The organism is Curtobacterium sp. MCBD17_023, assembly GCF_003224415.1.
In the GTDB taxonomy this organism is placed as follows: domain Bacteria; phylum Actinomycetota; class Actinomycetes; order Actinomycetales; family Microbacteriaceae; genus Curtobacterium.
In genome coordinates, this window is sequence record NZ_QKLJ01000013.1 from 1 (window position 1) to 24,978 (window position 24,978).

General features: G+C 72.5%; 20 protein-coding genes. 7 read left to right on the forward strand and 13 right to left on the reverse strand.

Features of this window, described 5'->3' with window-relative positions; genetic code table 11:
• Positions 1–22: 22 nt before the first annotated feature.
• The 4 genes from rlmB to DEI84_RS12560 form a co-directional block, all read right to left on the reverse strand.
• Positions 23–1,042, reverse strand: coding sequence for a 23S rRNA (guanosine(2251)-2'-O)-methyltransferase RlmB (rlmB, locus tag DEI84_RS12545; protein WP_110824107.1), 1,020 nt, complete (start codon positions 1,040–1,042; stop codon positions 23–25).
• A gap of 28 nt (positions 1,043–1,070) precedes the next feature.
• A complete protein-coding gene (gene cysS / locus DEI84_RS12550; RefSeq protein WP_110891073.1) occupies positions 1,071–2,480 on the reverse strand; it encodes a cysteine--tRNA ligase in 1,410 nt (469 codons plus the stop codon).
• Between the two features lie 61 nt (positions 2,481–2,541).
• A complete protein-coding gene (gene ispD, locus DEI84_RS12555; protein ID WP_110891074.1) occupies positions 2,542–3,717 on the reverse strand; it encodes a 2-C-methyl-D-erythritol 4-phosphate cytidylyltransferase in 1,176 nt (391 codons plus the stop codon).
• 51 nt (positions 3,718–3,768) lie between these two features.
• A complete protein-coding gene (locus tag DEI84_RS12560; RefSeq protein ID WP_017888066.1) occupies positions 3,769–4,251 on the reverse strand; it encodes a CarD family transcriptional regulator in 483 nt (160 codons plus the stop codon).
• Between the two features lie 185 nt (positions 4,252–4,436).
• Between DEI84_RS12560 and DEI84_RS12565 the strand changes: the two genes are divergently transcribed.
• Complete coding sequence (locus DEI84_RS12565; RefSeq protein WP_110891075.1) at positions 4,437–5,024, forward strand: hypothetical protein; 588 nt, start codon at positions 4,437–4,439, stop codon at positions 5,022–5,024.
• A 74-nt stretch (positions 5,025–5,098) separates the two neighbouring features.
• On the opposite strand, the gene DEI84_RS12570 is transcribed toward DEI84_RS12565, so the two are convergent.
• Both DEI84_RS12570 and DEI84_RS12575 read right to left on the reverse strand, forming a co-directional pair.
• Entirely contained in the window at positions 5,099–5,779 is a 681-nt protein-coding gene (locus DEI84_RS12570) for a response regulator transcription factor (protein ID WP_110824111.1), read from the reverse strand.
• Positions 5,776–6,942: a cell wall metabolism sensor histidine kinase WalK gene (locus DEI84_RS12575; RefSeq protein WP_110891076.1), complete on the reverse strand. Its 1,167-nt coding sequence runs from the start codon at positions 6,940–6,942 to the stop codon at positions 5,776–5,778. Before DEI84_RS12575 ends, DEI84_RS12570 begins: the two co-directional genes overlap by 4 nt.
• A gap of 146 nt (positions 6,943–7,088) precedes the next feature.
• Here DEI84_RS12575 and phoU point away from each other — a divergent pair, with 146 nt between their 5' ends.
• Entirely contained in the window at positions 7,089–7,760 is a 672-nt protein-coding gene (phoU, locus tag DEI84_RS12580; protein WP_110824113.1) for a phosphate signaling complex protein PhoU, read from the forward strand.
• Positions 7,761–7,922: 162 nt separating this feature from the next.
• A complete protein-coding gene (locus tag DEI84_RS12585) occupies positions 7,923–8,465 on the forward strand; it encodes an AAA family ATPase (protein WP_110891077.1) in 543 nt (180 codons plus the stop codon).
• 71 nt (positions 8,466–8,536) lie between these two features.
• Here the strand turns inward: DEI84_RS12585 and DEI84_RS12590 are convergent, their stop codons facing one another.
• Entirely contained in the window at positions 8,537–9,283 is a 747-nt protein-coding gene (locus tag DEI84_RS12590; protein WP_110824115.1) for a phosphoglyceromutase, read from the reverse strand.
• 43 nt (positions 9,284–9,326) lie between these two features.
• Between DEI84_RS12590 and DEI84_RS12595 the strand changes: the two genes are divergently transcribed.
• A complete protein-coding gene (locus DEI84_RS12595) occupies positions 9,327–10,115 on the forward strand; it encodes a class I SAM-dependent methyltransferase (protein WP_110891078.1) in 789 nt (262 codons plus the stop codon).
• 145 nt (positions 10,116–10,260) lie between these two features.
• Here the strand turns inward: DEI84_RS12595 and DEI84_RS12600 are convergent, their stop codons facing one another.
• The 3 genes from DEI84_RS12600 to DEI84_RS12610 form a co-directional block, all read right to left on the reverse strand.
• Positions 10,261–11,337 (reverse strand): folate-binding protein YgfZ, encoded by a 1,077-nt coding sequence (locus DEI84_RS12600; RefSeq protein ID WP_110891079.1) that lies wholly within the window; start codon positions 11,335–11,337, stop codon positions 10,261–10,263.
• Entirely contained in the window at positions 11,337–11,939 is a 603-nt protein-coding gene (locus DEI84_RS12605; RefSeq protein ID WP_110891080.1) for an FABP family protein, read from the reverse strand. Before DEI84_RS12605 ends, DEI84_RS12600 begins: the two co-directional genes overlap by 1 nt.
• Positions 11,940–12,092: 153 nt before the next feature.
• A complete protein-coding gene (locus tag DEI84_RS12610; protein ID WP_110824119.1) occupies positions 12,093–12,398 on the reverse strand; it encodes a hypothetical protein in 306 nt (101 codons plus the stop codon).
• Positions 12,399–12,496: 98 nt separating this feature from the next.
• On the opposite strand from DEI84_RS12610, the gene DEI84_RS12615 reads away from it, so the two are divergent.
• The 3 genes from DEI84_RS12615 to DEI84_RS12625 are packed head-to-tail and all read left to right on the forward strand — an operon-like array spanning position 12,497 to position 16,193.
• Positions 12,497–13,177, forward strand: a complete 681-nt coding sequence (locus DEI84_RS12615; RefSeq protein WP_110824120.1) for a response regulator transcription factor — start codon at positions 12,497–12,499, stop codon at positions 13,175–13,177.
• Entirely contained in the window at positions 13,177–14,001 is an 825-nt protein-coding gene (mshD, locus tag DEI84_RS12620; protein ID WP_110891081.1) for a mycothiol synthase, read from the forward strand. The genes DEI84_RS12615 and mshD overlap by 1 nt, the downstream gene beginning before the upstream one ends.
• 47 nt (positions 14,002–14,048) lie before the next feature.
• A complete protein-coding gene (locus DEI84_RS12625; RefSeq protein WP_110891082.1) occupies positions 14,049–16,193 on the forward strand; it encodes a serine/threonine-protein kinase in 2,145 nt (714 codons plus the stop codon).
• Positions 16,194–16,406: 213 nt separating this feature from the next.
• Here the strand turns inward: DEI84_RS12625 and DEI84_RS12630 are convergent, their stop codons facing one another.
• The 3 genes from DEI84_RS12630 to DEI84_RS12640 all read right to left on the reverse strand — a co-directional run bounded on the left by DEI84_RS12630 (position 16,407) and on the right by DEI84_RS12640 (position 24,823).
• The gene (locus DEI84_RS12630) at positions 16,407–20,696 is read right to left on the reverse strand and encodes an FtsK/SpoIIIE domain-containing protein (RefSeq protein WP_110891083.1); all 4,290 of its coding nucleotides are present in this window, start codon (positions 20,694–20,696) and stop codon (positions 16,407–16,409) included.
• Positions 20,697–20,795: 99 nt separating this feature from the next.
• Complete coding sequence (locus DEI84_RS12635) at positions 20,796–22,148, reverse strand: amino acid ABC transporter substrate-binding protein (protein ID WP_110891084.1); 1,353 nt, start codon at positions 22,146–22,148, stop codon at positions 20,796–20,798.
• Positions 22,145–24,823 (reverse strand): hypothetical protein, encoded by a 2,679-nt coding sequence (locus tag DEI84_RS12640; RefSeq protein ID WP_110891085.1) that lies wholly within the window; start codon positions 24,821–24,823, stop codon positions 22,145–22,147. Before DEI84_RS12640 ends, DEI84_RS12635 begins: the two co-directional genes overlap by 4 nt.
• Positions 24,824–24,978: the final 155 nt, after the last annotated feature.

A 24,978-nucleotide genomic window follows, 5' to 3' on the forward strand; every position in this document is an offset into this window, starting at 1 on the left:
AGATGTGTATAAGAGACAGGCGCTACTCGGCGCGTCGGCGCCGAGCGACCTCCCACAGGGTCACGCTCGCGGCGATGCCCGCGTTGAGGGACTCGGTCGCGCTCGAGATCGGGATGGAGACGATCGCGTCGCACGTCTCGGTGACGAGGCGGGAGAGCCCCTTGCCCTCCGAGCCGACGACGATGACGATCGGCCGGTCGGCGAGCTCGAGGGCGTCCAGCTCGACGTCCCCACCACCGTCGAGACCGAGGACGAACAGCCCCATCGACTTCAGCGACTTGAGGGTCTGCGTCAGGTTCGGCGCCATCGCGACGGGGGTCCGGGCAGCGGCACCCGCGGACGTCTTCCACGCCGACGCGGTCACGCCGACGGAGCGACGCTGCGGCACGATGACCCCGTGCCCACCGAACGCGGCCGTCGACCGGATGATCGCACCGAGGTTGCGCGGGTCGGTGATGCCGTCGAGCGCGACGATGAGCGGGACCTGGTCGCGCGAGAACGCCCGCTCGACGAGGTCCTCGGCGACCGCGTACTCGTACGCCGGCACCTTGAGCGCGACACCCTGGTGCACGCTGTCGTGCCCCGTGATGCGGTCGAGCTCCGGACGCATGATCTCCATGATCGGCACGCCGCGGTGGTTGGCGAGCGCCAGGATCTCCTTGACGCGGTCGTCGACCTCGATCCGGGCGGCGATGTAGAGCGTCGTCGACGGCGTCTTCGTCCGGAGCGCCTCGAGCACCGAGTTGCGGCCGGTCACCAGCTCGCTGTCGTCGGTCTTGCGGGCGGGCGGTCGACCACCCGAGCGGGTCTGCGGCGCCGAGGCGCTGCTGCCGCCACGACGGGCACGCGCGGCCTCGAAGCGCTCCTTGGCGGCCTTGCGCTTGCCGGCCGGGTGGTACGGGCGGTCCTCGGCCTTCGGCGTCGGCTTGCGGCCCTCGAGCGCCTGCGCGCCCTGCCCGCCGGAACCGACCTGCTTGTTGCCCTTGCGGCCGGTCCGGACGGCGCCCGGACGACCCTTCTTGCTCCCCGAGACGTTCTTCATGCAGTTCTCCTGTTCGGCACTGCCGTGTTCAGGCGATGCTCCAGCGTGTTCCGGACGGTGTGTCCTCGATCGTGATGCCCGCGCCTGCGAGGTCGTCCCGGACGCGGTCGGCCGTGGCGAAGTCCCGTGCGGCCCTGGCGTCGGCGCGTTCCTGCACGAGGCGTTCGACGAGGGCGGCGAGCGGTGCTGCGGCGGTGTCGTGCGCACCACCCGACCAGTGCGGCGCCCGCGGGTCGATGCCGAGCACCTCCACCATCGCGGCCACCTGATGGTACGCGACACCGAGCGCTTCCGCATCGTCGGCGTCGAGCGCTGCGTTCCCGGACCGGACGGTCTCGTGCAGGACGGCCAGCGCCTGGGGCACCGCGAGGTCGTCGTCCATGGCGTCGGCGAACGCCTGCGGCACCGTCGGGGCGTCGGCGAGCCGGACCCCTTCGAGTCGTGCGGCACCGCGCTCGAGGAAGCCCTCGATGCGGTCGAGTGCGGCCTCGGCCTCGGCGAGGGAGCCCTCGTGGTGGTCGATCGTGGACCGGTAGTGGGCGGCGCCGAGGAAGTAGCGGACGACGACGGGGCGTGCGGCCGCCAGGAAGTCCGCGGCGAAGATCGAGTTGCCGAGGGACTTGGACATCTTCTGCCCGCCGACGGTCACGAGCCCGTTGTGCAGCCAGTACGAGGCGAAAGCGTCCCCCGCCGCGCTGGACTGTGCGAGTTCGTTCTCGTGGTGCGGGAACCGCAGGTCGAGGCCGCCGCCGTGGATGTCGAACGCCGGGCCGAGGTAGCGCCGGGACATCGCCGAGCACTCGATGTGCCACCCCGGGCGGCCGGCACCCCACGGCGAGTCCCAGCTGGCGGTGGACGGCTCCCCCGGCTTGCTGCCCTTCCACAGGGCGAAGTCGCGGGCGTCCCGCTTGCCCCGGGGATCGGCGTCGGTGGCGTCGACCATGTCGTCGCGTCGCTGACGGGTCAGGGCGCCGTACTCCGGCCAGCTCGCGGTGTCGAAGTACACGTCACCGCTGCCGTCCGCTGCCGGGTAGGCGTGCCCGCGCTCGATGAGGCTCGTGATGATGTCCTGCATCTGCGGGATGCTCGCCGTCGCGCGGGGCTCGTACGTCGGCGGCAGGATGCCGAGCGCGGCGTAGGCGGCGGTGAACTCGAGTTCGACGCGGTAGGCCCGCGCCCACCACGCCTCGTCGGTGCCCGCGGCGAGGTCGAGCACCTTGTCGTCGATGTCGGTGACGTTCCGCACGAGGGTGACCCGGTACCCGCGGTGACTCAACCAGCGACGCCAGATGTCGTAGACGAGCGCGGACCGGAGGTGTCCGATGTGCGGGGAGGACTGCACGGTCGGCCCACACACGTACATGCTGACCTGTCCGTCGACCAGGGGCACGAGGTCGACGACGTCGGCGGCGCGGGAGTCGTACAGGCGAACGGTCACAGGACAAGCCTAGAGGGGGACGCCCCCACCGCGACGGAACAGGGCAGAGCCTGTGGAGTGTTCAGACGGCCCGGACGACGGCCGTGGCGATCGCGGTGAGCCCCTCGCCCCGCCCGGTGAAGCCGAGCCCGTCGGTCGTCGTGCCGGAGACCGCGACGGGAGCGCCGACGACCGCGGCGAGGGCGTCCTGCATCTCCTCGCGACGAGCCCCGATGCGCGGGCGGTTCCCGACGACCTGGACCGTGACACGGACGGGGACGAGGCCCTCCGCGCGGAGCAGCTCGACGGCCCCGCGGACGAAGACGTCCCCGGTCGCTCCGGCGTACCGCGGGTCGGACGTGCCGAACCGCCCGCCGATGTCCCCGAGGCCGCCTGCGGAGAGGAGCGCGTCGCACACCGCGTGCGCGACGGCGTCCCCGTCACTGTGTCCGGAGAGGCCCGCTTCACCCGGGAAGTCGAGCAGACCGACGCGGCACGGGCTCGCGGCGTCGAAGGCGTGCACGTCGACACCGAGCCCGACCCTGAGGTCGAGCGACGGAGGCGTCGACGCGGCCGCCGCACGCTCGGCGACGACGGCCTCGGCACGACCGAGGTCCCACCGAGTGGTGATCTTGAACGCGTCGGCGTCACCGGGCACGGTCCGGACCGTCCCGCCGGCCGCCTGGAACACCCCGGCGTCGTCGGTCTCGGCGCGGGCTGCCCCGGCGTACGCGCGGCGGAGGTCCGCGAGCGGGAAGCCCTGCGGCGTCTGCACCCCGACCAGCGCCGAACGGTCGACGGTCTCGACCACGGTGTCCCCGTCGACACGCTTCACGGTGTCGGTGACCGGCAGGCCCGGGACGACACCGGCGCCCGACGCCAGCACCGCGGCGAAGACCCGCTCGAACTGGCTCGCCGGGGTGAGGCACCGCGCGGCGTCGTGCACGAGGACCGTGACGACGGAGTCCGGCAGGGCTGCCAGGCCGGCCTCGACCGACGCGTGGCGGTCCGCGCCTCCCGGCACGACCGCCGTGTACGCGACCGCGGCGCCCGCGACGGAGGCGACGAGTTCCCGGCACTCGTCGAGCCGGTCCGCCGGTGCCACGACCGCGACGAACGTCGGCTCGGTCAGCGCGAGCACCGTCCGCAGTGCGCGGACGAGCATGCGTTCACCGGCGACGGGGACGAACGCCTTGGCCGTCCCGAGCCCGAGGCGGGTGCCGGAACCCGCCGCGACGACGACGACCGCCCTGCTCACCCGATCGGGGAGCAGGACGGTCGTCGTCGTGTGGTCCAGCTGCGGTTCGCGCTAGGAGGCGAGGACCTCGTCGAGGACGGTCGATGCCTTGTCCTCGTCGGTCTTCTCGGCCAGGGCCAGCTCGGAGATGAGGATCTGCCGAGCCTTGGCCAGCATCCGCTTCTCGCCCGCGGAGAGTCCGCGGTCCTGGTCGCGGCGCCAGAGGTCACGCACGACCTCGGACACCTTGATGACGTCCCCCGAAGCGAGCTTCTCGAGGTTCGCCTTGTAGCGGCGCGACCAGTTGGTCGGCTCCTCGGTGAACGGTGCCCGCAGGACCTCGAAGACCTTGTCGAGGCCTTCCTTGCCGATCACGTCGCGGACGCCGACCAGGTCGACGTTGTCCGCCGGGACCTCGATCGTGAGGTCACCCTGCGTGACGCGCAGCTTCAGGTAGACCTTCTCCTCGCCCTTGATGACGCGAGTCTTGACTTCAGAGATGGTTGCCGCCCCGTGATGGGGGTAGACGACGGTCTCGCCGACCTCGAATTGCATGTATCAGGCTCCGTTCCCAGACCTTCAGTTTACCACAAGGGCCGTTCGGGTAATGGGCCGGGCCGGCGGCGACGGGCCGGGGCGCGCGGGGCACCGCCGACCCTGACCTCCGGCCGTGCCGGGGCCTGGGTAGGATGATCGCCAGGGCCGCACGGTCCGCCATCGTTGACTTCCGGAGGAACCTCTTGCGAGCTCGGGTACTCGTTTCCGTCGCCGTCGCCGCGTCCATCGCCCTCGGCGCCACCGGCTGCGAGTTCTTGTCGCCGGCGCGCACCAAGGAGATCCGCCAGATCACCGACGGCGTGGACGTGTCGACGGGCAGCATCGACGTGCGCAACGCCCTGCTCATCACGGACACCGGCGAGGACGCCCGCTTCGTCGGCACCCTGGTCAACACCGGGGACCGCGACCGCACCGTCACGCTCGAGCTCGACGGCACCGACCAGACCGTCGAGGTCCCGAGCAACTCGACCGTCGTGCTCGCCGACGACGAGCAGCACGACACGGTCGACTTCGACGACGTCACCGCGAAGCCGGGCTCGCTCGTGAAGATGTACTTCTCCTACCAGGGCGCCGAGGGCGCGTCGGCCACCGTGCCGGTCCTCACGAGCGCGCAGGAGGAGTACCAGACCCTCGCGCCGACCCCCACGCCGACGCCGACCGAGACCTCCCCCTCCGTCAGCGGCACGCAGCCGACCGGTGGCGCCGACGCCCCCGGCACGCAGGAGGGTCCGCAGACCGACTCGTCCGAGGGCGACAACGGCACGAACTGACGCAGCAGACACCCGGGAGGCCCGGGGCTGGTCCCGCAGGACCGGCTCCGGGCCTCCTGTCTGTCCGGACGCGGCTACGCCTCGATGCGGTACCCGAGCCCGCGGACCGTCACGAGGACCTCCGGGGTGCTCGGCACGCGCTCGATCTTCGAGCGGATGCGCTTGATGTGCACGTCGAGCGTCTTCGTGTCGCCGAAGTAGTCCGACCCCCACACCCGGTCGATGAGCTGCCCGCGGGTGAGCACGCGGCCGGCGTTGCGCAGCAGCAGCTCGAGCAGCTCGAACTCCTTGAGCGGCATCGGCGTCTCCGACCCGTCGACCGACACCGTGTGGCGCTCGACGTCCATCCGGATGCCGCCCACCTGCAGGATGCCGACGTCGCCCGGGTCGTCCTCGGTGCGACGGCGGAGGACGGCACGGAGCCGGGCCAGGAGCTCCCGCGTCGAGTACGGCTTCGTCACGTAGTCGTCCGCGCCGAGCTCCAGCCCGACGACGATGTCCACCTCGGAGTCCTTCGCGGTGAGCATGATGATGGGGACGTTCGACCGGGTGCGGATCTGCCGGCACACCTCGGTGCCGCTCAGGCCGGGGAGCATGAGGTCGAGCAGGACGAGGTCGGGGTCGTCCGTGTCGAACTTCGACAGCGCGGTGACGCCGTCGGCAGCGACGGAGGTGTCGTACCCCTCGCGCTGCAGCAGGAACTCCAGGGGTTCGCTCAGGGCCGGCTCGTCGTCGACGATGAGGATCTTGGTCACGATGGCTGCTCTTCCAGTTGCTCTTCGAGTGCTGTGGTCAGTTCGGGGTCTGCTTCGGGGAGCCGGATGGTGAACGTCGAGCCCTTGCCGGGCTGCGACCACACGCGGACGTCACCGCCGTGGTTGCTCACGATGTGCTTCACGATGGCGAGGCCGAGGCCGGTCCCGCCGGTCGCACGGGACCGTGCGGGGTCGACGCGGTAGAACCGCTCGAACACGCGGTCGAGGTCGGACTGCGGGATGCCGACGCCCTGGTCGGTGACCGCGATCTCCACGAAGCCCTTCACCCGCCGGACACCGACGCCGACGCGGGTGTGGTCCGGGGAGTACTTCACCGCGTTCGCGATGAGGTTCGACACCGCCACCTGCAGCAGGCCGGGGTCGCCGATCACCCGCAGCTTCGACCGCTTCGCACGGACGAGCTCGATGTCGCGGGCCCGGGCGACGACCTCGTTGCCGTCGATCGCGGCCTGCACGACCGCGTCGATCGCGGTCTCCTCGCTGGCCTCGAGCGCGTCGACGGACTGCAGTCGGGACAGCTCGATGATGTCCTTGGTCAGGGCGCCGAGCCGCTCCGACTCGGAGACGAGCTGCGCGGCGAACTTCCGCACGTGCGCGGGGTCGTCGGCGGCGAGCACCAGGGTCTCGGAGAGCAGGCCGATCGCGCCGATCGGGGTCTTCAGCTCGTGCGAGATGTTGGCGAGGAAGTCCCGTCGGACCTCGTCGATCCGCCGGCTCTCGGTGAGGTCGTCGGCCGTGACGAGCACGTACCGGTTGCCGAGCTGTGCCGCGCGGAAGCTGAGGTAGCCGATGACGTCGCCCCGTCCCCCGCGCGGGAGTTCGAGGTCCTCCGACCCCATCTCCCCGCTGCGCCGCACCTGGTCCACGAGTTCGGCGAGCTCGGCGTGCACGAGCTTGCGCCGGACCACCAGTCCGACCGCGAGTGCCTGCGGGGAGGCGGCGACGACGGTGTTCGACGGGTCGACGACGACGGCGGGGTTGTGCATCGTGGCGATCACTGCGGCGACGCCGTCGGGGAGGGTCCGTTCCGCCACGTCGGCAGCCCGTGCCGTGCGCTCGGCGGTGATGATCAGCACCACGACGCCCGCTCCGAACACACCGCCGAGGAGCATCGACAGTGGCACGAGCCACGCGTTGTCCATGCCGTCAGTGTAGGAGTCGTCACACGCGGTTCCGATCCCGTTCACCGCCCTCTCCGGGCCGGAACGCGAACCGTTCAGCCGCAGGTCACCGATCGTTCACCTGGGCTGACGACACTCGTCCGGTACGCAGAGAGAGGTTCTCCCCCATGCGCGAAGTGTTCCAGCAGGAGCTGCAGGACGTCCAAGAGCGTCTGACCGAGATCGCCGGACTCGTCGAGTCCGCGATCACCCGAGCGACCCAGGCGTTCAGCGACTCCGACGTCGCACTCGCCGAGGAGGTGATCGCCGACGACCAGAAGATCGACGAGGCTGCCTCGAACCTCGACGAGGTCGCGATCGACATCCTCGCCCGCCAGGCCCCGGTCGCGCGCGACCTCCGTGTCGTCGTGACCGCCCTCCGCGTGAGCTCCTCGCTCGAGCGCATGGGTGACATGGCCGAGCACATCGCGCAGCTCACGCGCCAGCGCTTCCCCGAGAAGGTCGTCCCGAAGGGCCTGCGTGGCACCTTCAAGCAGATGGGCGCACACGACGTCGCGATGTCGCAGAAGCTCACGCGCCTGCTCGCGACCGAGGACATCGCCCTCGCTGCCGAGATCCGCGACGAGGACGACGCCGTCGACGAGCTGCACGCGAGCGTCTTCGACTTCGTGCTCGGCGAGGCCTGGAAGGGCGGGCCGGTCGACACGGTCGACGCCACCCTGGCCTCCCGCTACCACGAGCGCTTCGCCGACCACGCGGTCTCCATCGCGAAGAAGGTCGAGTACCTGGCGACCGGCGACTGGGCCGGCGCCGCGGCGGTCACGACCTCGCCGGCCTGACGACTCCGGCCGCCTGACGACTCCGGCCGCCCGTCAGCTCCGCCTGCCGCTCACGCCGCCGAACCGGCGAGACGCCGCCGTACCCCGCGGCGTCCCGTGGGGTCGGCGGCGTCGTGCTGTCCCGGCGGTGTGCTGCGGTCGGAGACCTGGGAGGATCAGGGCATGGCCCAGGTCGCGATCATCGTCAACGGCATGCCCGGTTCCGGCAAGAGCACGGTGGGGGCCGCCCTCGCCGAGGTGCTCGGCTGCCCCTTCCTGTCGAAGGACCGGATCAAGGAGCCCCTGGCCGACATCGCCGGTCCGATGATCGCCCCGCGCACGCTCGGCGGTGTCGCCCTGGACACGATGTGGTCGATGGCCGGTGCGGTCGAGAACGGGGTCGTCGTCGACGCCGTCTGGCTGCCGTCCCGCGACCGCGGCTTCCTGGAGGCCGGACTCACCACCGCCGGGTCGCCGCGCGCGGTCGAGGTGTGGTGTGACGTCGACCGCGCCACGGCGGAGGAGCGCCTCCGCGACCGGTACGACCCGGGCACACTGCCGGTGCGCCACGAGGTGCACGGGGACCTGGCGTCGGTGCTCGCCTTCTGGGACGAGCACGGCGACGCGGCCGGTCCGGTCGGGGTGACGCCCGTCGTCCGGGTCGACACCGCCCGTCCCTACGACGTGGGCATGCTCGTGCAGGAGATCGCCGCGCACTTCGCCTGACGGACACAAGGCCCGCCCCGGCCGGGGACGGGCCTCCTGTCCGGACGCGACGCACGTCGCCCCGGGTGGTCCTACTTCTTCGCGCCCTGCGCGGCGACGGCCGCGGCGCCGGCAGCGGCGGCCTCGGGGTCGAGGTACACCGCGGGCTTCGTCGGACGGTGGTCGTCGTCGAGCTCGTACACGAGCGGGATGCCCGTCGGGATGTTCAGCCCCGCGATGTCGTCGTCCGAGATGCCGTCGAGGTGCTTCACGAGCGCGCGCAGCGAGTTGCCGTGCGCGGTGACGAGGACGGTCTTCCCCGCGGCGAGGTCCTGCGTGATGTCGGACTCCCAGTACGGCAGCAGGCGCTCGATGACGAGCTTGAGCGACTCGGTGCGGGGCAGCTGGTCGCCGAGTCCGGCGTAGCGGCGGTCACCGGCCTGCGACCACTCGGCGTCGTCGGCGATGGGGGGCGGCGGCACGTCGAACGAGCGGCGCCACTCCATGAACTGCTCCTCGCCGTACTGCTCGAGGGTCTGCGCCTTGTCCTTGCCCTGCAGGTCGCCGTAGTGGCGCTCGTTGAGGCGCCAGTCGCGCTTCACCGGCAGCCAGGCGAGGTCCGCCTCGAGCAGGGCGATGTCGGCCGTCTGGATCGCACGGGTCAGGAGCGACGTGTACAGGACGTCGGGCACGATGCCCGACTCGGCGATCAGCTCGCCGGCGCGCTTCGCCTCCTTCTCGCCGAGCTCGGAGAGCCGGACGTCGACCCAACCGGTGAACAGGTTCTTCTGGTTCCAGTCACTGTTGCCGTGACGCAGCAGGACGAGCGTGGAGGTCATGCGCCGAGTCTACCGAGCGGCGCTCCACCCGTACCCTGGTCCCATGCCCGGGAACGCCTCGCCGATCGGCACCGTCACGCGCGGGACGACCGGGCACAACCGGCTCCGCCGCGTCGACCGGTGGATCGCCACGCTCCCGGTGCTCCGCCGGACCGACGACCCGCTCGTCGCCGACGTCGGCTACGGCGCGAGCCCGACGACGACGCTCGAGCTCCGCGACCGGCTGGCCCGCGTCCGACCGGACGTCGAGGTCACCGGCATCGAGATCGAGCCCTCGCGCGTGGCCCTCGCGAACGCCGGCACCCGTGACGGCGTCACCTTCCGGCTCGGCGGCTTCGAGACCCCGACACCGGGCGGACGGCGGCCCGCCGTGATCCGCGCGTTCAACGTGCTGCGGCAGTACGACGAGTCGGCGGTCGTCGGCTCGTGGCGGATCATGCAGGACCGGCTCCAGCCCGGCGGCCAGCTCGTCGAGGGCACCTGCAACGAGGTCGGTCGCGTCGCCTCGTGGGTCACGCTCGACCGGGAGGCCCCGCACACCTTCACGGTCGCCCTGCGGTTGGCCGGGCTAGACGTCCCGAGCATCGTGGCGGAACGCCTGCCGAAGGCGCTCATCCACCGGAACGTCCCCGGGGAGCGGGTGCACGCGTTCCTCCGCGACCTCGACCTGGCCTGGGCGGTTGCGGCCCCGCTCGGCACGTACGGCCCGCGGCAGCGCTGGATCGCGACCGTCCGCGGGGTGCGGGACCGCGGGTGGCCGGTGCTGCACGGGGTGACGCGCTGGCGCCTCGGCGAACTCAGCGTCCCCTGGTCGGCGGTCGCCCCGGCGTGAGCGACGTCGGTGGGCGCGTCGCACCCGCCGACGGACATCGCACCCCGTCAGGACCGGGCGTGATGAGCGGGACGGGGCTCGGTGCGGGGCGCGGGCGGGGTGTCGGGCGCGGACGGGGGTGTGGGGCGCGGCCGCGCTCGGCCGGTCAGCCGCGGCGGACGGCCCCGAGCCGCGGGAGGCGCGGCACGTCGGCGGTCGCACCGGCCCCGGGAGGCACGATGACCTCCTGCGCGGCGGTCACCACGACGTCGTCGGCCGGAAGGGTCAGCACCGCCGACGGGTCCAGCGAACGCTTGACCACGGCGAGCCCCACCGGCCCGAGCTCGTGGTGCGTGGCCGAGGCGACGAGCCGCCCGACCTCGGTGCCGTCGAGCGTGACGGGGGTGCCCGGCGCGGGGACCACGCCGTCGGATCCGTCGAGGTGCAGCATCACGAGCCGCCGCGGCGGACGCCCGAGGTTGTGCACCTTCGCGACGGTCTCCTGCCCGCGGTAGCAGCCCTTCGACAGGTGCACGGCGGAGCGGAGCCAGTCGAGCTCGTGCGGGATCGTCCGCTCGTCGACGTCGGTGAGCGCCGGGCGCCAGGCGGCGATCCGCAGGGCCTCGAGCGCGAGGAGGCCGGCGACCGGCACGTCCGAGGCCGCGACGGCAGCGGCGGTGTCGGGGGTGACCACGGCGATGCGGAGGGTCCAGTCGGAGCCGGGGTGGGCCTCCAGGTCGGCGTAGCCCCAGCCGCCCGGCGTGACGGACGACCACGGGTCGACCCAGGTCGCGAGCGGCGCGGCGTCGCCGAGGGGGTCCGCACCCGCGAACCAGCCGAGCGTGGCGAGGTCGGCCGAACGGTCGGTGACCTCGACGCGGAGCATGAACCGCATCGACGACAGCCACGCGGCGAGCGGCGCGGCGTCGTCCGGCTCGGTGAGGAGCCAGGTCGTCTCGCCGTCGTCGACGACACGGGCGGCGTGTTCGACCCGACCGGACGCGTCGAGCACGAGCGTCTCGGTGCTGACGCCCGGCGCCAGGCCGAGCAGCAGCTGCGACGTGATCGAGTTCAGCCAGGACAGCCGGTCCGGGCCCGACACCGTGACGACCCCGAGCCCGAGTTCCACGACCGCGCGGCCCCGGGCGAGCAGGCGCTGCTCGCCGAGCGGGTTGCCGAGGTGCGCGGCCGGACCGGCCTCGGACGCCACGAAGCCGTCGTGTCCGGCGAACGGGGACGGCATCAGTCGACCTTCGCGAGCTGCCCCGAGGCGTGCGAGGTGAGCTCACGGCCGAGCGCGGCGATGTCCCACGCCCAGAACAGCTTGCCCTCGACGAGACCGTACATGCGCGTCGCCGCCGAGTACTCCTTGGCGTTGGCGGAGCGCATCACGGCGTCGGTGGCGAGGTCGATGCGGCCCTGCTTCACCCGGCCCACGTAGAGCTCGTTGACGCCCGTGGGGTGGATGATCGCCGCTTCGACGTCGAACCCGTCGGTCTGGTTGCGCAGCGTCTCGACGCTCTGCGTGGTCGAGAACGGCACCGGTCCGTCGCCGAGCAGCATCGCCGGACCGCGGTCACCGGGCTCGGACGGACGGTCGAGTCGCCAGTAGCCCATCTCGGCGGCGAGCGGCGTGCGGTCCTCGTCGAGCAGCCACGTCGTGGACGAGTAGTTGAGGTACGGCAGACCGTCGTGGCTGAAGCTCACGCGCTGGCCGAACTCGTACGTGCGGACGGTGTCGTCCTCGCCCACGGGGTACTCGACCACCCCGGTGCCCTCCCACACGCCGACCAGCCACGACAGCGGGACGAGTTCAGCCGAGAGGCCCTCCGGCAGTTCGATCACCGCTGGCCCTTGAAGAGCTTGACGATGACCGTCACCGAGATGAACGCGATGGCGAGCGACGCCAGGCCGAGCAGGCCCACGTAGAAGAGCTCGAGCGCAAGCAGCGAATCCATGCCGCAACTCTACGCGGCCGGCACCGACAGCGCAGGACGCTCAGCGAGCCAGCAGGACGAGCGCGGTGACGAGCACGACCACGAACGACCCGGACGAGGCGATGCTGATCCGCTCGACCAGACCGTCCTTCGTCTGCGTCGCGAGCTGGAGCACGAAGCTGACGAACACCGCCGCGACGAACACGAGCAGGAGCCAGGCGAACGAGTCCTTCGCCGTCAGGGTGAGCACGAGCACCGCTCCGACCACCGCGAGCAACCAGACCGGCACGACGGACGCCAGCCGCAGTCGGCGCTGGCTCGGCCCGACGGGCGGCTCGGCCGTCGCGGGGTCGCTCGTCTCGCTCACGTCCCCATCATGACAGTCCCGCGCTGGACCGTCCGTCCGGGTGGGTTCTGCGGGCTCACTAGGATGGCGCAACGACGTCTTCTCCCTCTGGAGGTCCTGTGGCACAGCTCCTGGTACTCACCTCGGCCGCGCCCGGCGACGTCCTCCCGAGCCTCGGCCTGCTGAGCCACCGGATCCGCCACGTCCCGGCCGAGGCCGCGCAGCTGGTGAACGCACCGCAGAGCGACCTCATGTTCGTCGACGCCCGCACCGACCTGGTCAGTGCCAAGGCCCTGTGCAAGATCCTCGCCACGAGCGGCTCGACCACCCCCGTCGTCCTCGTGGTCACCGAGGGCGGCCTCACCGCGGTGACGACCGAGTGGAACATCGACGACGTCGTGCTCGAGTCCGCCGGCCCCGCGGAGGTCGACGCCCGCATCCGCCTCAACGCCGGTCGCGCGTCGAAGAACCCGACCGGGTCGAAGATCCAGGCCTCCGGCGTCGTCATCGACGAGGCGAGCTACTCCGCCAAGGTGCGTGGCCGGCCGCTCGACCTGACGTTCAAGGAGTTCGAGCTCCTCCGGTTCTTCGCGTCGCACCCCGCCCGGGTCTTCACCCGCGAGCAGCTGCTCAGCGAGGTCTGGGGGTACGACTACTTCGGCGGCACCCGGACGGTCGACGTGCACGTCCGACGCCTGCGCGCCAAGCTCGGCGACCTCGAGTCGCTCATCGGCACCGTCCGCAACGTCGGGTACCGCTTCAACGTCCACGACGACGACGAACGGCTGCAGGGGCAGTGATGCTCGCCGTCGTCGAGCAGCTCGCCGACGCCGCGGTCGCGGACGGCGAGGCTCCCCCGTTCTCCGACCAGACGCTCGTGGACCTGCGGGCCGGTCGGGCGCGGGTGCTCGGTGACGACTCCGGCGTCGCCGTCGTCCGGGACGACGAGGTCGAGGTCGTCGTCCGCCGGGAGGCCCGGGGGCGCGGCATCGGGACCGGCCTCGTCGAGCAGGTGCTCGCCCTCGGCGACGACGCACCGGTCCGCGCGTGGGCGCACGGCGACCACCCGGCCGCACGCGCCCTCGCGGCCCGGTACGGCTGGTCCGCGGAGCGGACGCTGCTGCAGTTGCGCGCACCGGTGCCGACCGCGGCACCGGAGACGGGCCTCCCGGACGGCTACCGACTCGACGCCTTCCGCGCGGGCTCCACGGAGGACGAGACCGACTGGCTCGCGCTCAACGCGGCCGCCTTCGCCACGCACCCGGAGCAGGGCCGGATGACGCTCGAGGACCTGCGGGCCCGCGAGTCCGACGCCTGGTTCTCCGGCGACGACCTCGTGCTGCTGCGCGACGCCGACGGACGCCTGGCCGGCTCGTGCTGGCTCAAGGTGGAGGACGGCGTCGGCGAGTTCTACGCGGTCGCCGTCCGCCCCGACCTGCAGGGGCAGGGCCTCGGCGGCGTGCTCATGCGTGCGGGGTCCGCCCGGCTCGTCGGCCGCGGGCTCGACGCCGTCGCCCTGTACGTCGAGGGCGACAACACCCCCGCGCTGGCGCTCTACCGACGGCAGGGGTTCGTCGCCCACACGATCGACGTCCAGTACGCAGCGCCGGGGTCCGGCCGGTAACATGGGGCGGCCGGTGACGCGCCGGTGATCGTGGGTCTGGGGGATCTGTGGCGGAGGACGGACAGCACGCGCAGTACGGCCGTGGTGAGCCGCTCGGTGCGTCCTACCGCCTGGTCGAACTGCTCGGGACCGGAGCGTCCGGCGAGGTCTGGCGGACCGAGCACACCGCGACCGGCGAGCAGTTCGCCGCGAAGCTCCTGCGCGCCGAACTCGCCGCGGAGCCCGACGTCGTCGAGCGGTTCGTCCGCGAGCGTTCGGTGCTCCTCGCCCTCCGACACCCCTCGATCGTCCGGGTCCGTGACCTCGTCGTCGAGGGTGACCGGCTCGCGATCGTCATGGACCTGGTCCGTGGGGGTTCGGCCCGGGACCTGCTGCTCGCCGTCGGCACGCTCCCGCCGGCCGACGCGCTGACGATCACCGCGGAGACACTCGACGCCCTCGCCGCCGCACACGAGCAGGACGTCAGCCACCGCGACGTCAAGCCGGACAACGTGCTCCTCGACTCCGCGTGGACCGCGGGCAGGACCGGCGACGTGCGGGTGTCGGACTTCGGCATCGCCTCGGTCGTGGCCGAACGGGACCGCAAGACGACCGGGCTCCTCGGCACGCCGCAGTACATGGCGCCGGAGTCGATCAGCCAGGGCCGGTCCGGTCCGGCTTCGGACGTGTACGGCGCCGGCGTCATGCTCTACGAACTCCTGTCCGGGCGGACACCGTTCGCCGGACCGGGCACCGACTTCGCCGTCGCCTACCGGCACGTGACCTCGACCCCGCCGCGGCTCGACGTGCCCGACGCGCTGTGGTCGACGCTCTCGTCGCTCCTGGCCAAGGACCCGGCAGCGCGACCCTCCGCGGTCGACGCCGCGGCCACCCTCCGCCGGCTGGCACGCTCGCTCCGGGACGCGCCGGCCCTGCCGCGGGAGGACGACCCGGACTCGTTCGACGAGGTCGAGCGGCCGGCGACCGTGGTGCGCGGTGGGTCCGGCGCCGCGGGTGGCGCCGGTGGTGTGGGCGCCGGCGCTCTCTCGGCGGGTGCGTCCACGGCCGGTGCGGGTGACGGGGACGCGGGCAGCGCGCTCGCAGCCGTCGACGCCGGCCCCGAACCCGAGCTCGGGCAGGCCGGTTCGCAGACCGTCATCCGACCCCTCGCCCGCCCGCCGGTCGCCGTCGCCGCCGCCGAACCCGAGCCGCCCCGACGCCGCCTCCGTCGGCCGGACTGGCTGACGAACCGGATGCTCGCCCTCGGCGTCGTCGGGGTCGTCCTCGTCGTGGTGCTCGTCGTCGCCGCCGTCGTGTGGCTGCCCGGCGCCGGCCGGAAGGGCGCCCCCACCGGCACCGGCACCGCGCAGGCGGCGAGCGCGTACCAGCAGGACCGACCGCTCCCCACGGGGCTGACGACCACGCGCAAGGCCGTCGTCGACCCCCAGGCCGGCACCGTCGAGGTCTCGATCACGTACAGCGCGCAGACCGCACCGCTCAGCGGCCCCCTGCTCGAGGTCCTCCCCGGCGCGGACGAGGACGCCGAGTGCCCGGCGGTGACGTGGAACGGCGAGGGTGTCACGGCCAAGCGGAACCAGCCGTCCCTGACCGGGGTCGACACCGCGTGCGCGTGGAGCCTGACCGGGGTCGAGATCGAGGCGGGCGGCTCCGTCACCGTGCAGGCCTCCGTGCCGCAAGACGTGGTGGCGGCCAGTGGCTCGGGGGCGGGTTCGGACGGATCAGGGTCGGGTGCCACCAGGGCTGGCGGTTCCGGGTCTGGCGGTTCCGGGCTGCAGGAGTGGCTCGACGCCGTCGGCGAGGCGACCACCGCAGCGGTGACCGACCAGGAGGTGACCGGTACCGCGTACCCGGTGCAGCGCCTCCAGGGTGTCGACGTCCGCACCCCCGACCGCACCGTCAGCCAGACCACGCTGCCCGTGACGCTCGTGCCCGTGTGGCCGAGCGGTGCGGACGAGCTGAACCCGCTGTACCGCAGCCCGAGCGCCGGGAAGCCCTCGGAGATGCTGACCGACGTCGCGGGTGGTGAGTCCGGCGTGCGGTTCGCCGACGGCTGCTCGGGGGCACTCGCGGTGTCGTCGGACGGGCTCGTCGTGACCGCGCTGTCGGTCGCGCCGTCGTGCACGGTGCGGGCGACCGTGGGGAACTTCACGAACCTCGAGAGCCAGCCGTTCGGGATCACCACGCGAGACTGACCGGCAGGCCGCGGTCTCGGCGGGAGCCGCCCGGGCGGTCGGTCTGGGCGCGGAACCGACAGATCGCCGCGGGACCCTCGCGGTGATCTGTCGGTTCGATGTCTGAGTCCGGCTTCGGCCTCGGCCGCGGGCGCGGGCGCGGGCGCGGGCGCGGGCCGGTCCGTGCTGGCCTGAGCGAGCTGAGCCGGGAAGCAGTTCGAGGGGCGGAGGGGATCAGCTCGCGGCGGACGCCGTCTGCACGAGCCGCACCGCGCCTCCCGAGGCCGCGTACCCGCGCCCGGTCGTCAGCGCGACCGGAGAGCGTCGAGGCAGCGTGACGCCGAGGAGCTCGCCGTCGTAGTCGACGTCGGGCTGCAGGAGGACCCCGCAACGGGCCTTCCGGACCGCTCGGGTCCAGTGGCTGTACATCGAGCGGAGGTCCGCCGATCGCCCGGCGGCGACCACGCAGAGCCCGGGGCGCTCGGACGTCAGGAGCGACGCGATGCTCTGGTCGCCGTCGTCGAACCGTTCGGCGTCGTCGATGAGCAGCATCACCGGTCCACGCTCGAGCCGGAGGCCGGCCAGCAGCGCCGGGACCTCGTCGGCACCGACGGCGAGACGGTCGACCGCCCCGGTGTCGAGCGCGCTCGCGAGCGGTGAGCGTCGGTCGCAGACGGCCCACACGGCGGGTCGGGTCCCCTCAGCGCTCCGTGCGGCTGCGGCCAGGGCGAGGAGCACCGAGGACTTGCCGGAGCGCGCGGGTCCGGCGACGAGGACGTGCTCGCCGTCGTACACCTCGAGCACGGCGGTGCCGAGGTCGTCCTCCGCGATGCCGACCGGGAGCTGCCACGGCTCGGTGTCGAAGCGGGCGGGGACGGCGAGGTCGGTGACCGCGACCGAGCCCGGGAGCCGACCGACCGCGCTGGCCTTCGGCGTGACGTCGCCCCACTGCTCGCGGACCGCGCGGACAGCCTCGGCGAGGGAGCCCGTCGGCGTGCCCACGTGCGACTGCAGCTTCGCCGTCGAGTCGATGAACCGGCCGGGGACGGGCGGCGGCACGTCCTTCGGTCGGACGCCGATGGTCGCGTAGTCGTACGGGTCCGCGAGGCGGAAGAGCCACTTCTGCGTCGTCACCTCGTCCATCGCCGAGGGGACGGCCTTCGCCCGGGTGGTGGACACGGCGAACGAGATGCCGAGCGCCGGCCCCTCGGCGTAGACGCGGTAGAGCGCGTCGAGCAGCTGCTGTCCCTCGAAGTCCTGGTACTCGTCGCGGAGCGCCGCCAGACCGTCGAGGAGCACGACGGCACGACGACCACCCGGCGCAGCACGGCGGCGGTCGAGCTCGGTGCGGAGGTGTCGGAGCATGCGGGTCTGCAGCTCGGCAGCACCGGCACCGGACCCGACGTAGGCGCTCGTGTGCGGGAGGTCCGCCAGGGGCGCGAGGTCGCCGGCACCCATGTCGAGGACGAGCAGGTCGAGGTCGTCGGGGCTCGTCGTGCGGGCCAGCTGCAGCGCGATCGACGCGAGGGCCGTGCTCGTCCCGCTGCCGGGGATGCCCATGAGCATGAGGTTGCCCTCGGCGAGGTCCCACCCGGTCCGGACCTGGCGCTGGTTGTCGGGGTCGTCGGCCAGGGCCACCGGGACGCGGGTCGGTGCGGACGTCTGCTGTGTCGTGTCGGGTGCCGGCAGGAGCGCGTCGAGCGGGACGGACGTGCCGAGCGCTTCCGGCCAGATCGGCCGTGGCGGTGCGTAGCCGGCTTCGTCGTTGGCCGTGCGGATCGCGTCGATGAGGACGTCGAGGTCGGTGAGGTCGTTCGACGCCGGTGCGGAGAACGCCACGGGCGCGGGGACGCCGAAGACGTCGGTGGGGCGGACCGTGACGGGCTGCTCGGCGCGGGCGTCGCGGGCGCGACCGGTGACGAGCGCGGTCTGCACCGGCGTGATGTCGTCCTGGCCGAGCTTCACGTAGGCACGACCGGTCTGCTGCCGTCCGATGCCGGCGGCCGACGGCACGCCGATGACGTTCGTCGAGTCCTCGCGACTCTGCACGCGCAGGGCCACGCGCATGTTCGTGTTGGCGAGGATGTCCTCGCTGACGACACCGGCCGGCCGCTGCGTGGCGAGGACCATGTGCACGCCGAGGGTACGACCCACCGCGGCGATCGCCACGAGGGACGTCAGGACGTCCGGGAAGTCCTTCGCCAGCATCGCGAACTCGTCGACCACGAAGAGCAGTCGGGGCATCGGCTCGGACGGCTTGGTCGCCAGGTAGGCGTCGAGGTTGTCGATGTCGGCACCGGCGGCGGCGAACACCCGCTGGCGTCGCCCGAGCTCGGCCTCGAGCGCCCGGATGGCGCGGTCGGCCAGCTGCTCGTCGAGGTTCGAGATCGTGCCGATCGTGTGCGGCAGACGCTCACACGCGGCGAAGGCGGCGCCGCCCTTGAAGTCCACGAGCAGGAAGTTCAGGCGCGTCGGGTCGTTGCGCGCGGCGAGCCCGGCGACGAAGGAGCGCAGGAACTCGCTCTTGCCGGAACCCGTCGTCCCACCGACCAGGCCGTGCGGGCCGTCGCGGACCAGGTCGATCTCGAGGACGCCGCTCTCCGACGACCCGATCGGCGTCGAGAAGCCGGTCCGGGCGTCCCAGGCGGCACGGATGGCCGCGGGACCGCTCGGCTCGGAAGCAGAGTCGGGGGCAGCGCTCGCGAGCAGGTCGGGCAGCCGCACGAGCGACGGCAGCGAGGCACCCGGCACCAGGAGTTCCGGGTCGTCGAAGTGCGAGACGTGCCGGGCGCACTGCTCGGCGTCGGCCGGGCTGAGACCGGCGAGCACGACGTCGTCCACGCGCGTGCGGTCCTCCGGGCGGTACACCGTCGCGGCCGCGTCGGCCCCCACCGTGATGATCATCGTGCACGCGGCGGGGAGCTGCTGCTCGTTCGTCGCGATGACGATCCCGCTCGCCCGGCGGGGCCGCTCGCCCGGACGACGCACCTGGCCGAGCGCTGCCCGACCATGGCCGAGCAGGCTCCGGGCCGGGGCGTCGCGCCCCTCGGTGAGGACCTCGGAGTCGATGAGCACGAGGAGCTCCGGGGTCGGCAGCTCGTCGATGGACTCGCGCAGGCCGCGGAGCACCGCGGCGCCCTGGTCACGCTGCGCGGACATCCACCGCTGGCCGGTGCTGCTCCCCGCGACGCGGGTGTGCGGCAGCCAGGAGGCCCAGGACCAGTCGTCCTCGCGGCCCCTGTCGCAGAACACACCGACGGTCAGGTCGGCGGGTCCGCAGTGCACCGTCGCCTGGACCAGGAGGCTCCGGGCAAGTGCGAGGGCACCCTCGCGGTCGCCGACGATGCCCACGACGCCGGCGTCGCTGAGGTCCGCGACGACCGGGGCCGCCGTCAGCTTGCTCTCCTCGATGGCGGTCTTCGCCGCCTCCTCGAGCTTCATCTGCGTCGCGCGGGAGTCGAGCTGGGGACGCCAGGGCGCGTCGCCCGTGCCGGCGTGCAGGCTGAGGAAGTCGACGTCGTCGGCTCGGCGCTGCCACAGGGTCGTCGCGGGCAACAGCGCGCGCCGGACCACGGTCGCCGGATCGGGGACCAGTTCCTGGCGACGGGCGGCCTCGATCGCGGCGGCAGCGGTGATCTCCCCGCTGAAGTCGCGGACCGCCTCCGCGAAGCGCTCGTCCTCCTCCTTCAGGTTCTTCGCGCGCCGGTGCTTCTGCTCGAACCACATGCCGATCGCCGTGACGGGGCTGAGCAGGGCGAAGAGCGCGAAGCGGGCGTCCCCGAGCAGTGCGACCATCGCACCGGCGAGGACCAGCGGTGCGGCGACCGTGATCCAGCTGAACTTCGACGCCGGCGGCACGTCCCGCTTGCTCGGCGGCGACACGGGCTCCACGTCCCGGTTGCGCCCCGGACGCGGAGGACGGTTGAACGGCGCCGTGGCCGCGGGGGTGAGGTTCGGGAGCGAACCCGGAGCAGGAACCGGCGTCTCGTGCAGGTCCGGGCGCACGAGCAACACGGCGCCACCCACGATGACGCTCGTGCCGACCTCGACGAGGACGCCCTCCTCGTCGAGTCGCTCCCCCGCCACGACGGTGCCGTTCGTCGACCCGGAGTCCCGGATCCGGACCCCGTCGTCCTCGAGCTCGAGCGTGCAGTGCTCCCACGAGGCGCTCTCGGTGGGCAGGACCAGGTCGGCCTGCGGCGCCCGACCGACCACGAGCCTCCTGGACCGGGGGATCGGGACGACTGCCCCGGTGTCGAGACCGCCGGCCAAGGTGACGGTCCAGCCGTCGACCAGCTGGGGGCGTTCCTCGGGCGTCCGGGCGATGCGGGAGCCCTCGAGCAGGACGAGGTCGCGGATCGGGGTGTCCACGCTCGTCCGGTGTCCGTCGACCGCCAGGGTCGTGCCGGGCTCGAGGCTGATGCCCACGGCGGACTGGACGAGTTCGCCGAGACACGACGTGGCTGCCCACCCGTCGACCTCGACCGCTTCACGTCGGTCGTCGAGCTCGATCAACAGTCGCATGCTCGCTCCTCCTGGTCCGTGCGGTGGGGCGGGTACCGGCGGTCCGGTTGCCCGTCGTCTGGGGTGCGGCGACTCGTGCGCCGGTGCGCCGGTGCGTGGTCAGCGAGCGGTGGAGTCCTGGAACCACACGAGCGACGCGGTCGGTTCCGCGGTCGCCGGTCGGAGCCCGAGGGTCTGCGACGAGGCTGCGAGGACCGTCGCATCCGTCCGGAGTGCCTGCTGCTGGCGGAAGTCGAGCGCAGGTCCTGCGATCCCGTCGCCGGCGTCCAGACGCAGTGTGGCGAGCGCGTCGGTCACCTCGGACGGGTCGTCGCTGCGAGCCGAGCCGACGGCTCGCACCAAGGCCACGACCGCGTCATGGCTCCGCGAGTCAGCAGCCCAGGCCACCGCGGAGAACGGCTGGTCCGCGGTGAGGTTCTGCGCATCCGGGTCGTCAGCGAGCACCCGGACGCCGCCGAGGAACGCCGACATCGCACGGCCCTGCTCGTCAGAGGTGAGCGCACGCGCGTCGTCGGTCGCGACGCCCGCGGAGACGAACGTGCCCGACAGGCTGCCGTTCGCGTCGGCGAGCGCGGTGCCGAACGCCGGACTGGTCGCCTGCGGGGTGAGGACGACGGGCACCGTCACGTCCGCGGACTGCAGGGCGGCGACGAACGCCCCCTGTCGAGCCGCCGAGCCGCTGACGACGACCGCGTCCGAGTCCGCCGGAGCGGGGGCATCGGCCTGGTCGTCACCGGCTGCGGGCGTGGCGTCCGCCGTCACGGCACCGGTCCGCTCGGCGACGGTCGTCGCGAGCGCGGTGTCGTCGGCGGCGGCATCCGCGGTGAGCACGTGGGCGACCTCCAGCCCGGAGGGCGCACCGCCGCCGAGGTCGACCAGCAGCGGGGAGTCAGCGCCTCGGAGCGCGCGTTCCATGGCGGCGCTCGTGGAGGCCGGCGACGGCGCCGTCGACCACGAGTCGCTGCCACTGGATGCGTACGGGAGGACGACCGGCACCCCGGCGTCGGCGGCGGCCTCGAGTGCGCCGGAGACGTGTGCACCGGACGAGGCGACCACGATGCCCGAGACGCCGCTGTCGACGAGTGCCTCGACGGCACGCTCCCCACCGCCGGCGCTGCCGCCGTCGTTCCGCGTCACGAGTTCGACGTCCGTCCCGCCCAGCGTGAGACGACGTTCCGCGACGAGGGCACCTTGCGCCGCTTCGTCCCAGTCGGCCCCCTCGCCGTCGCCGAGCGTGACGACCACACCGATCTTCGTACCCTCGGGCACATGGGCGACCCGGATCGGGACCGGCACGGTCGCCGGGACGGCCTCGGCCGCGGGCGTGTTCCGGTCGACCACGAACACCACGACCGCCAGGACCACCGCGATGACGAGCACCGCGATCGCGACGATCACGAGCGGCTGGCGCGGCCGCCGGTCGTGCTGCATGTCGTCGACGGCGTGCGTCATCGTGTGCCCCCGATGGTGAAGGTGTACAGCGTCGTCGAGGTCGCGCTCTCCGGCACGTCCATCCGGAACGCCGGCAGAGCGGTCGCCGCGTCGAGCGATGCGCGGAACTGCTCCTGCTGGAGGAGGATGCCTGCCACGTCCTCGGCGCGCACGTTGGCGTACCCAGCTGCGTTCTGCGAGGCCAGGGCGAGCTGGTAGTCGGCGGAGTCGGACTTCGCCGCGCTCGTCGCCATCGCGCCGAGGATGCCGGAGCCGTTGACCTTGCGGTCACCCAGGTCGAGCATCACGCGGTTGAGGTCTCCGGTCAGCAGCGTGCTCGCGCCCTCGACGTCGCGGGTCGACGCCGTGGTGCTCGCGTCGATCCGCGCCAGGCTCTGCTTCGTCTGCTCGTCCACTGCGCTCGCGAGGGCCGAGTTCTCCCGCTCGAGCTTGCCGCGCTGCTCGTCGATCGTGCCCTTGGCTCCGGATGTCACCTGCTTCGACGTCGAGCGGAGGCCGGCGATCGACTGGTCGAACGCCTTGAGCACGGCGGCGTTGCTGGTCCCGGCCTGCTTCGACACGTCGCGGACCTGCTGGTCGATGAGGGCGTCGATCTTCTTCGCTGTCTCGTCGTTCGCCTCGGCGAAGGCGTCCTTCACCTTCTTGCCGAGAGCGTCCTGCTCGGTCTTGAGGGTGTCGAGCTTGGCGCTGATGTCATCACCCGCTGTGTTGGCCGCGGCGGACGCCGCACGCAGTTCGTCGAGGGTCCCACTCGTGCTGGTGTCGTTGTCGTCGATCTTGTCCACGGCCTCCACGCGAGCGCTCTCCGCCCGGTTGAGGGCATCCTGCAGGTCCGCGATGACCGCACTGATCCCGTTCTCCGACTTCGTGAGGTCCGTGCTGTCGATCACGGCGTCCCAGTCGCTCGCCTGCGCGTCGAGCCGCTCGTCCATCGGGTCGGAGTACCCGAGCGGCGGGCTCAGGGTCCTGCCGTCACCGTCGTCCACGCACGGCGTGCGAGTCAGGTACGACCGGAGTTCATCAGCCTGCTGCTCGGTGAGGCCGGGCAAGGTGGGGAGCAACCCGGTCGGGTCAGTGGGCGCGATCAACCGGCAGATCCGCTCGGCGAGGGCGGCGTTCTGCCCCTGCAACGACCGGTCTCCGGCGGAAGCGTCGAGTTCGCCGATGACGCCCCGGGCGCCGACCGCACGATCGTGGACCGCGCCGATCGCGCGGACGAGCGGATCGACCGTCTTGAGTGCGTCCTGGATACGCTCGCGGAGTGCGGTCAGCGCGACCTCGCGCTCGTCGACCCCGCCGGACGCCTCGGACGCCAGCTCGTCGAGGACCTGGTCGATGGCAGCCAACTGGGAATCGAGTGCGTCGTAGCTGTCGATCGCCTGCTGCGCCAATTCCGGCTGCAGGCTGGCCGCCAGGTCGTCCCCGGTCGACACGAGTCCGGTGAGCGCCGTCGTGATCGTCGTGGACGAGGCGAAGAGTGCGCACGTCAGAGATGACTTCGCGTCGTCGGCGGCGCACTTCTCCGCTGTCGGCTCACTGGGCCCGACGGACGATGCGAGCTGCACACTGACCTGCTGCTTGCACTCCTCGCTCGCCGTCGCGTACCCCTCCAACTGCGACGACACTCGCAGGAGGTTGCCGTAGACGCTCGCGCCACCATCCGCCTGCTGCGGAGCTGCCGCACAGCCCTCGCCGTCGATCGCCGGACTGGGAGCGGTGGCGGAGGTGTCACCGAGCAACGCGTCGAGGCTCGTGGTCGTCTCCTGCAGCTGCTGCAACACCGTGGACTGCGTCGCACTGACCGTCGAACCGAGGTCGGACTTGAGCGAACCGAGCTGGCCGGACAACGACTTCATCGTGCTGGCGAGCGACGTGCTGCTCTCCTTCAGCCGGTCAGCCGTCCGGACACCGAGTGTGGACGACGTCGTCTCGAGGTTCGACCGGACCTCGGTGATCGTGCTCCCGGCGCGCGCGAGGACCTCGTTCACCTGCGAGATCAGGTCGATGGTGCGCCGCTGGAGCGCCAGTTCAGAGTCCGTGTCGGACCCGAAGGCCGCGTTCACCACCCCGGTGGAGGACAGGTCGGTCGAGATGCCCGGCTGCGCGGCCAGGTCGAAGGAGGGCGTGGCGAAGTCGTCGACGTTCGCCACCAGGTGCAGGGTCGTGCTCGCCCCCGACGTGGGCGGCGCGAGCAGGCGCCCCCACTGCACGACGGCATCGCCGTCGCCGTTCGCGCTGACGACGCCGTCGGTCGCGGCCCGGTCGTCAGCGGTCTCGGTGACGACACTGTTCGGCCGGGTACCCGGCAGCACCGTCGACGCGGCGATGCTGAAGGGAGCACCGACGAGCGCCGGCGTCGTCCGGGAGGCCCCGGCCACGTCGTAGGTCAGGTTCCGCGACCGGACGGTCAGGTTCTCGACGGTCAGGTCGATCTCGACCCGACCGGAGTAGCCCGCCAGGTCTGCGAGGTCGGTCCCGCTCTTCTTCGCCGTCGTGTACTGCGTGGTCACGCGCAGCGGCAGGTCGCCCGCGGCCTTCGCCGCCTCGTGCTCCGTGACCGAGGACGACGAATCGTCCTTGCCGACCGAGATGGCGGTGTCGGAGATCGTGGTGATCGATCCGTCCGCCGCGAGGCGCGTGTCCACGGTCTGCAGGACACGGGACGGGTTCTCCACCGCGCGATCCGTCGACGTGCACCCCGCCAGGACAACCGCAGCAGCGCCCGCCATCGCGACCACCGCGAGCGCGCGGCTGTTCCTCGTTCGTACCCCTGGATGCAGCGTGCGCAACGACATTGGCGACCGTCCCCCTCAAGAACCGACAAGCGACT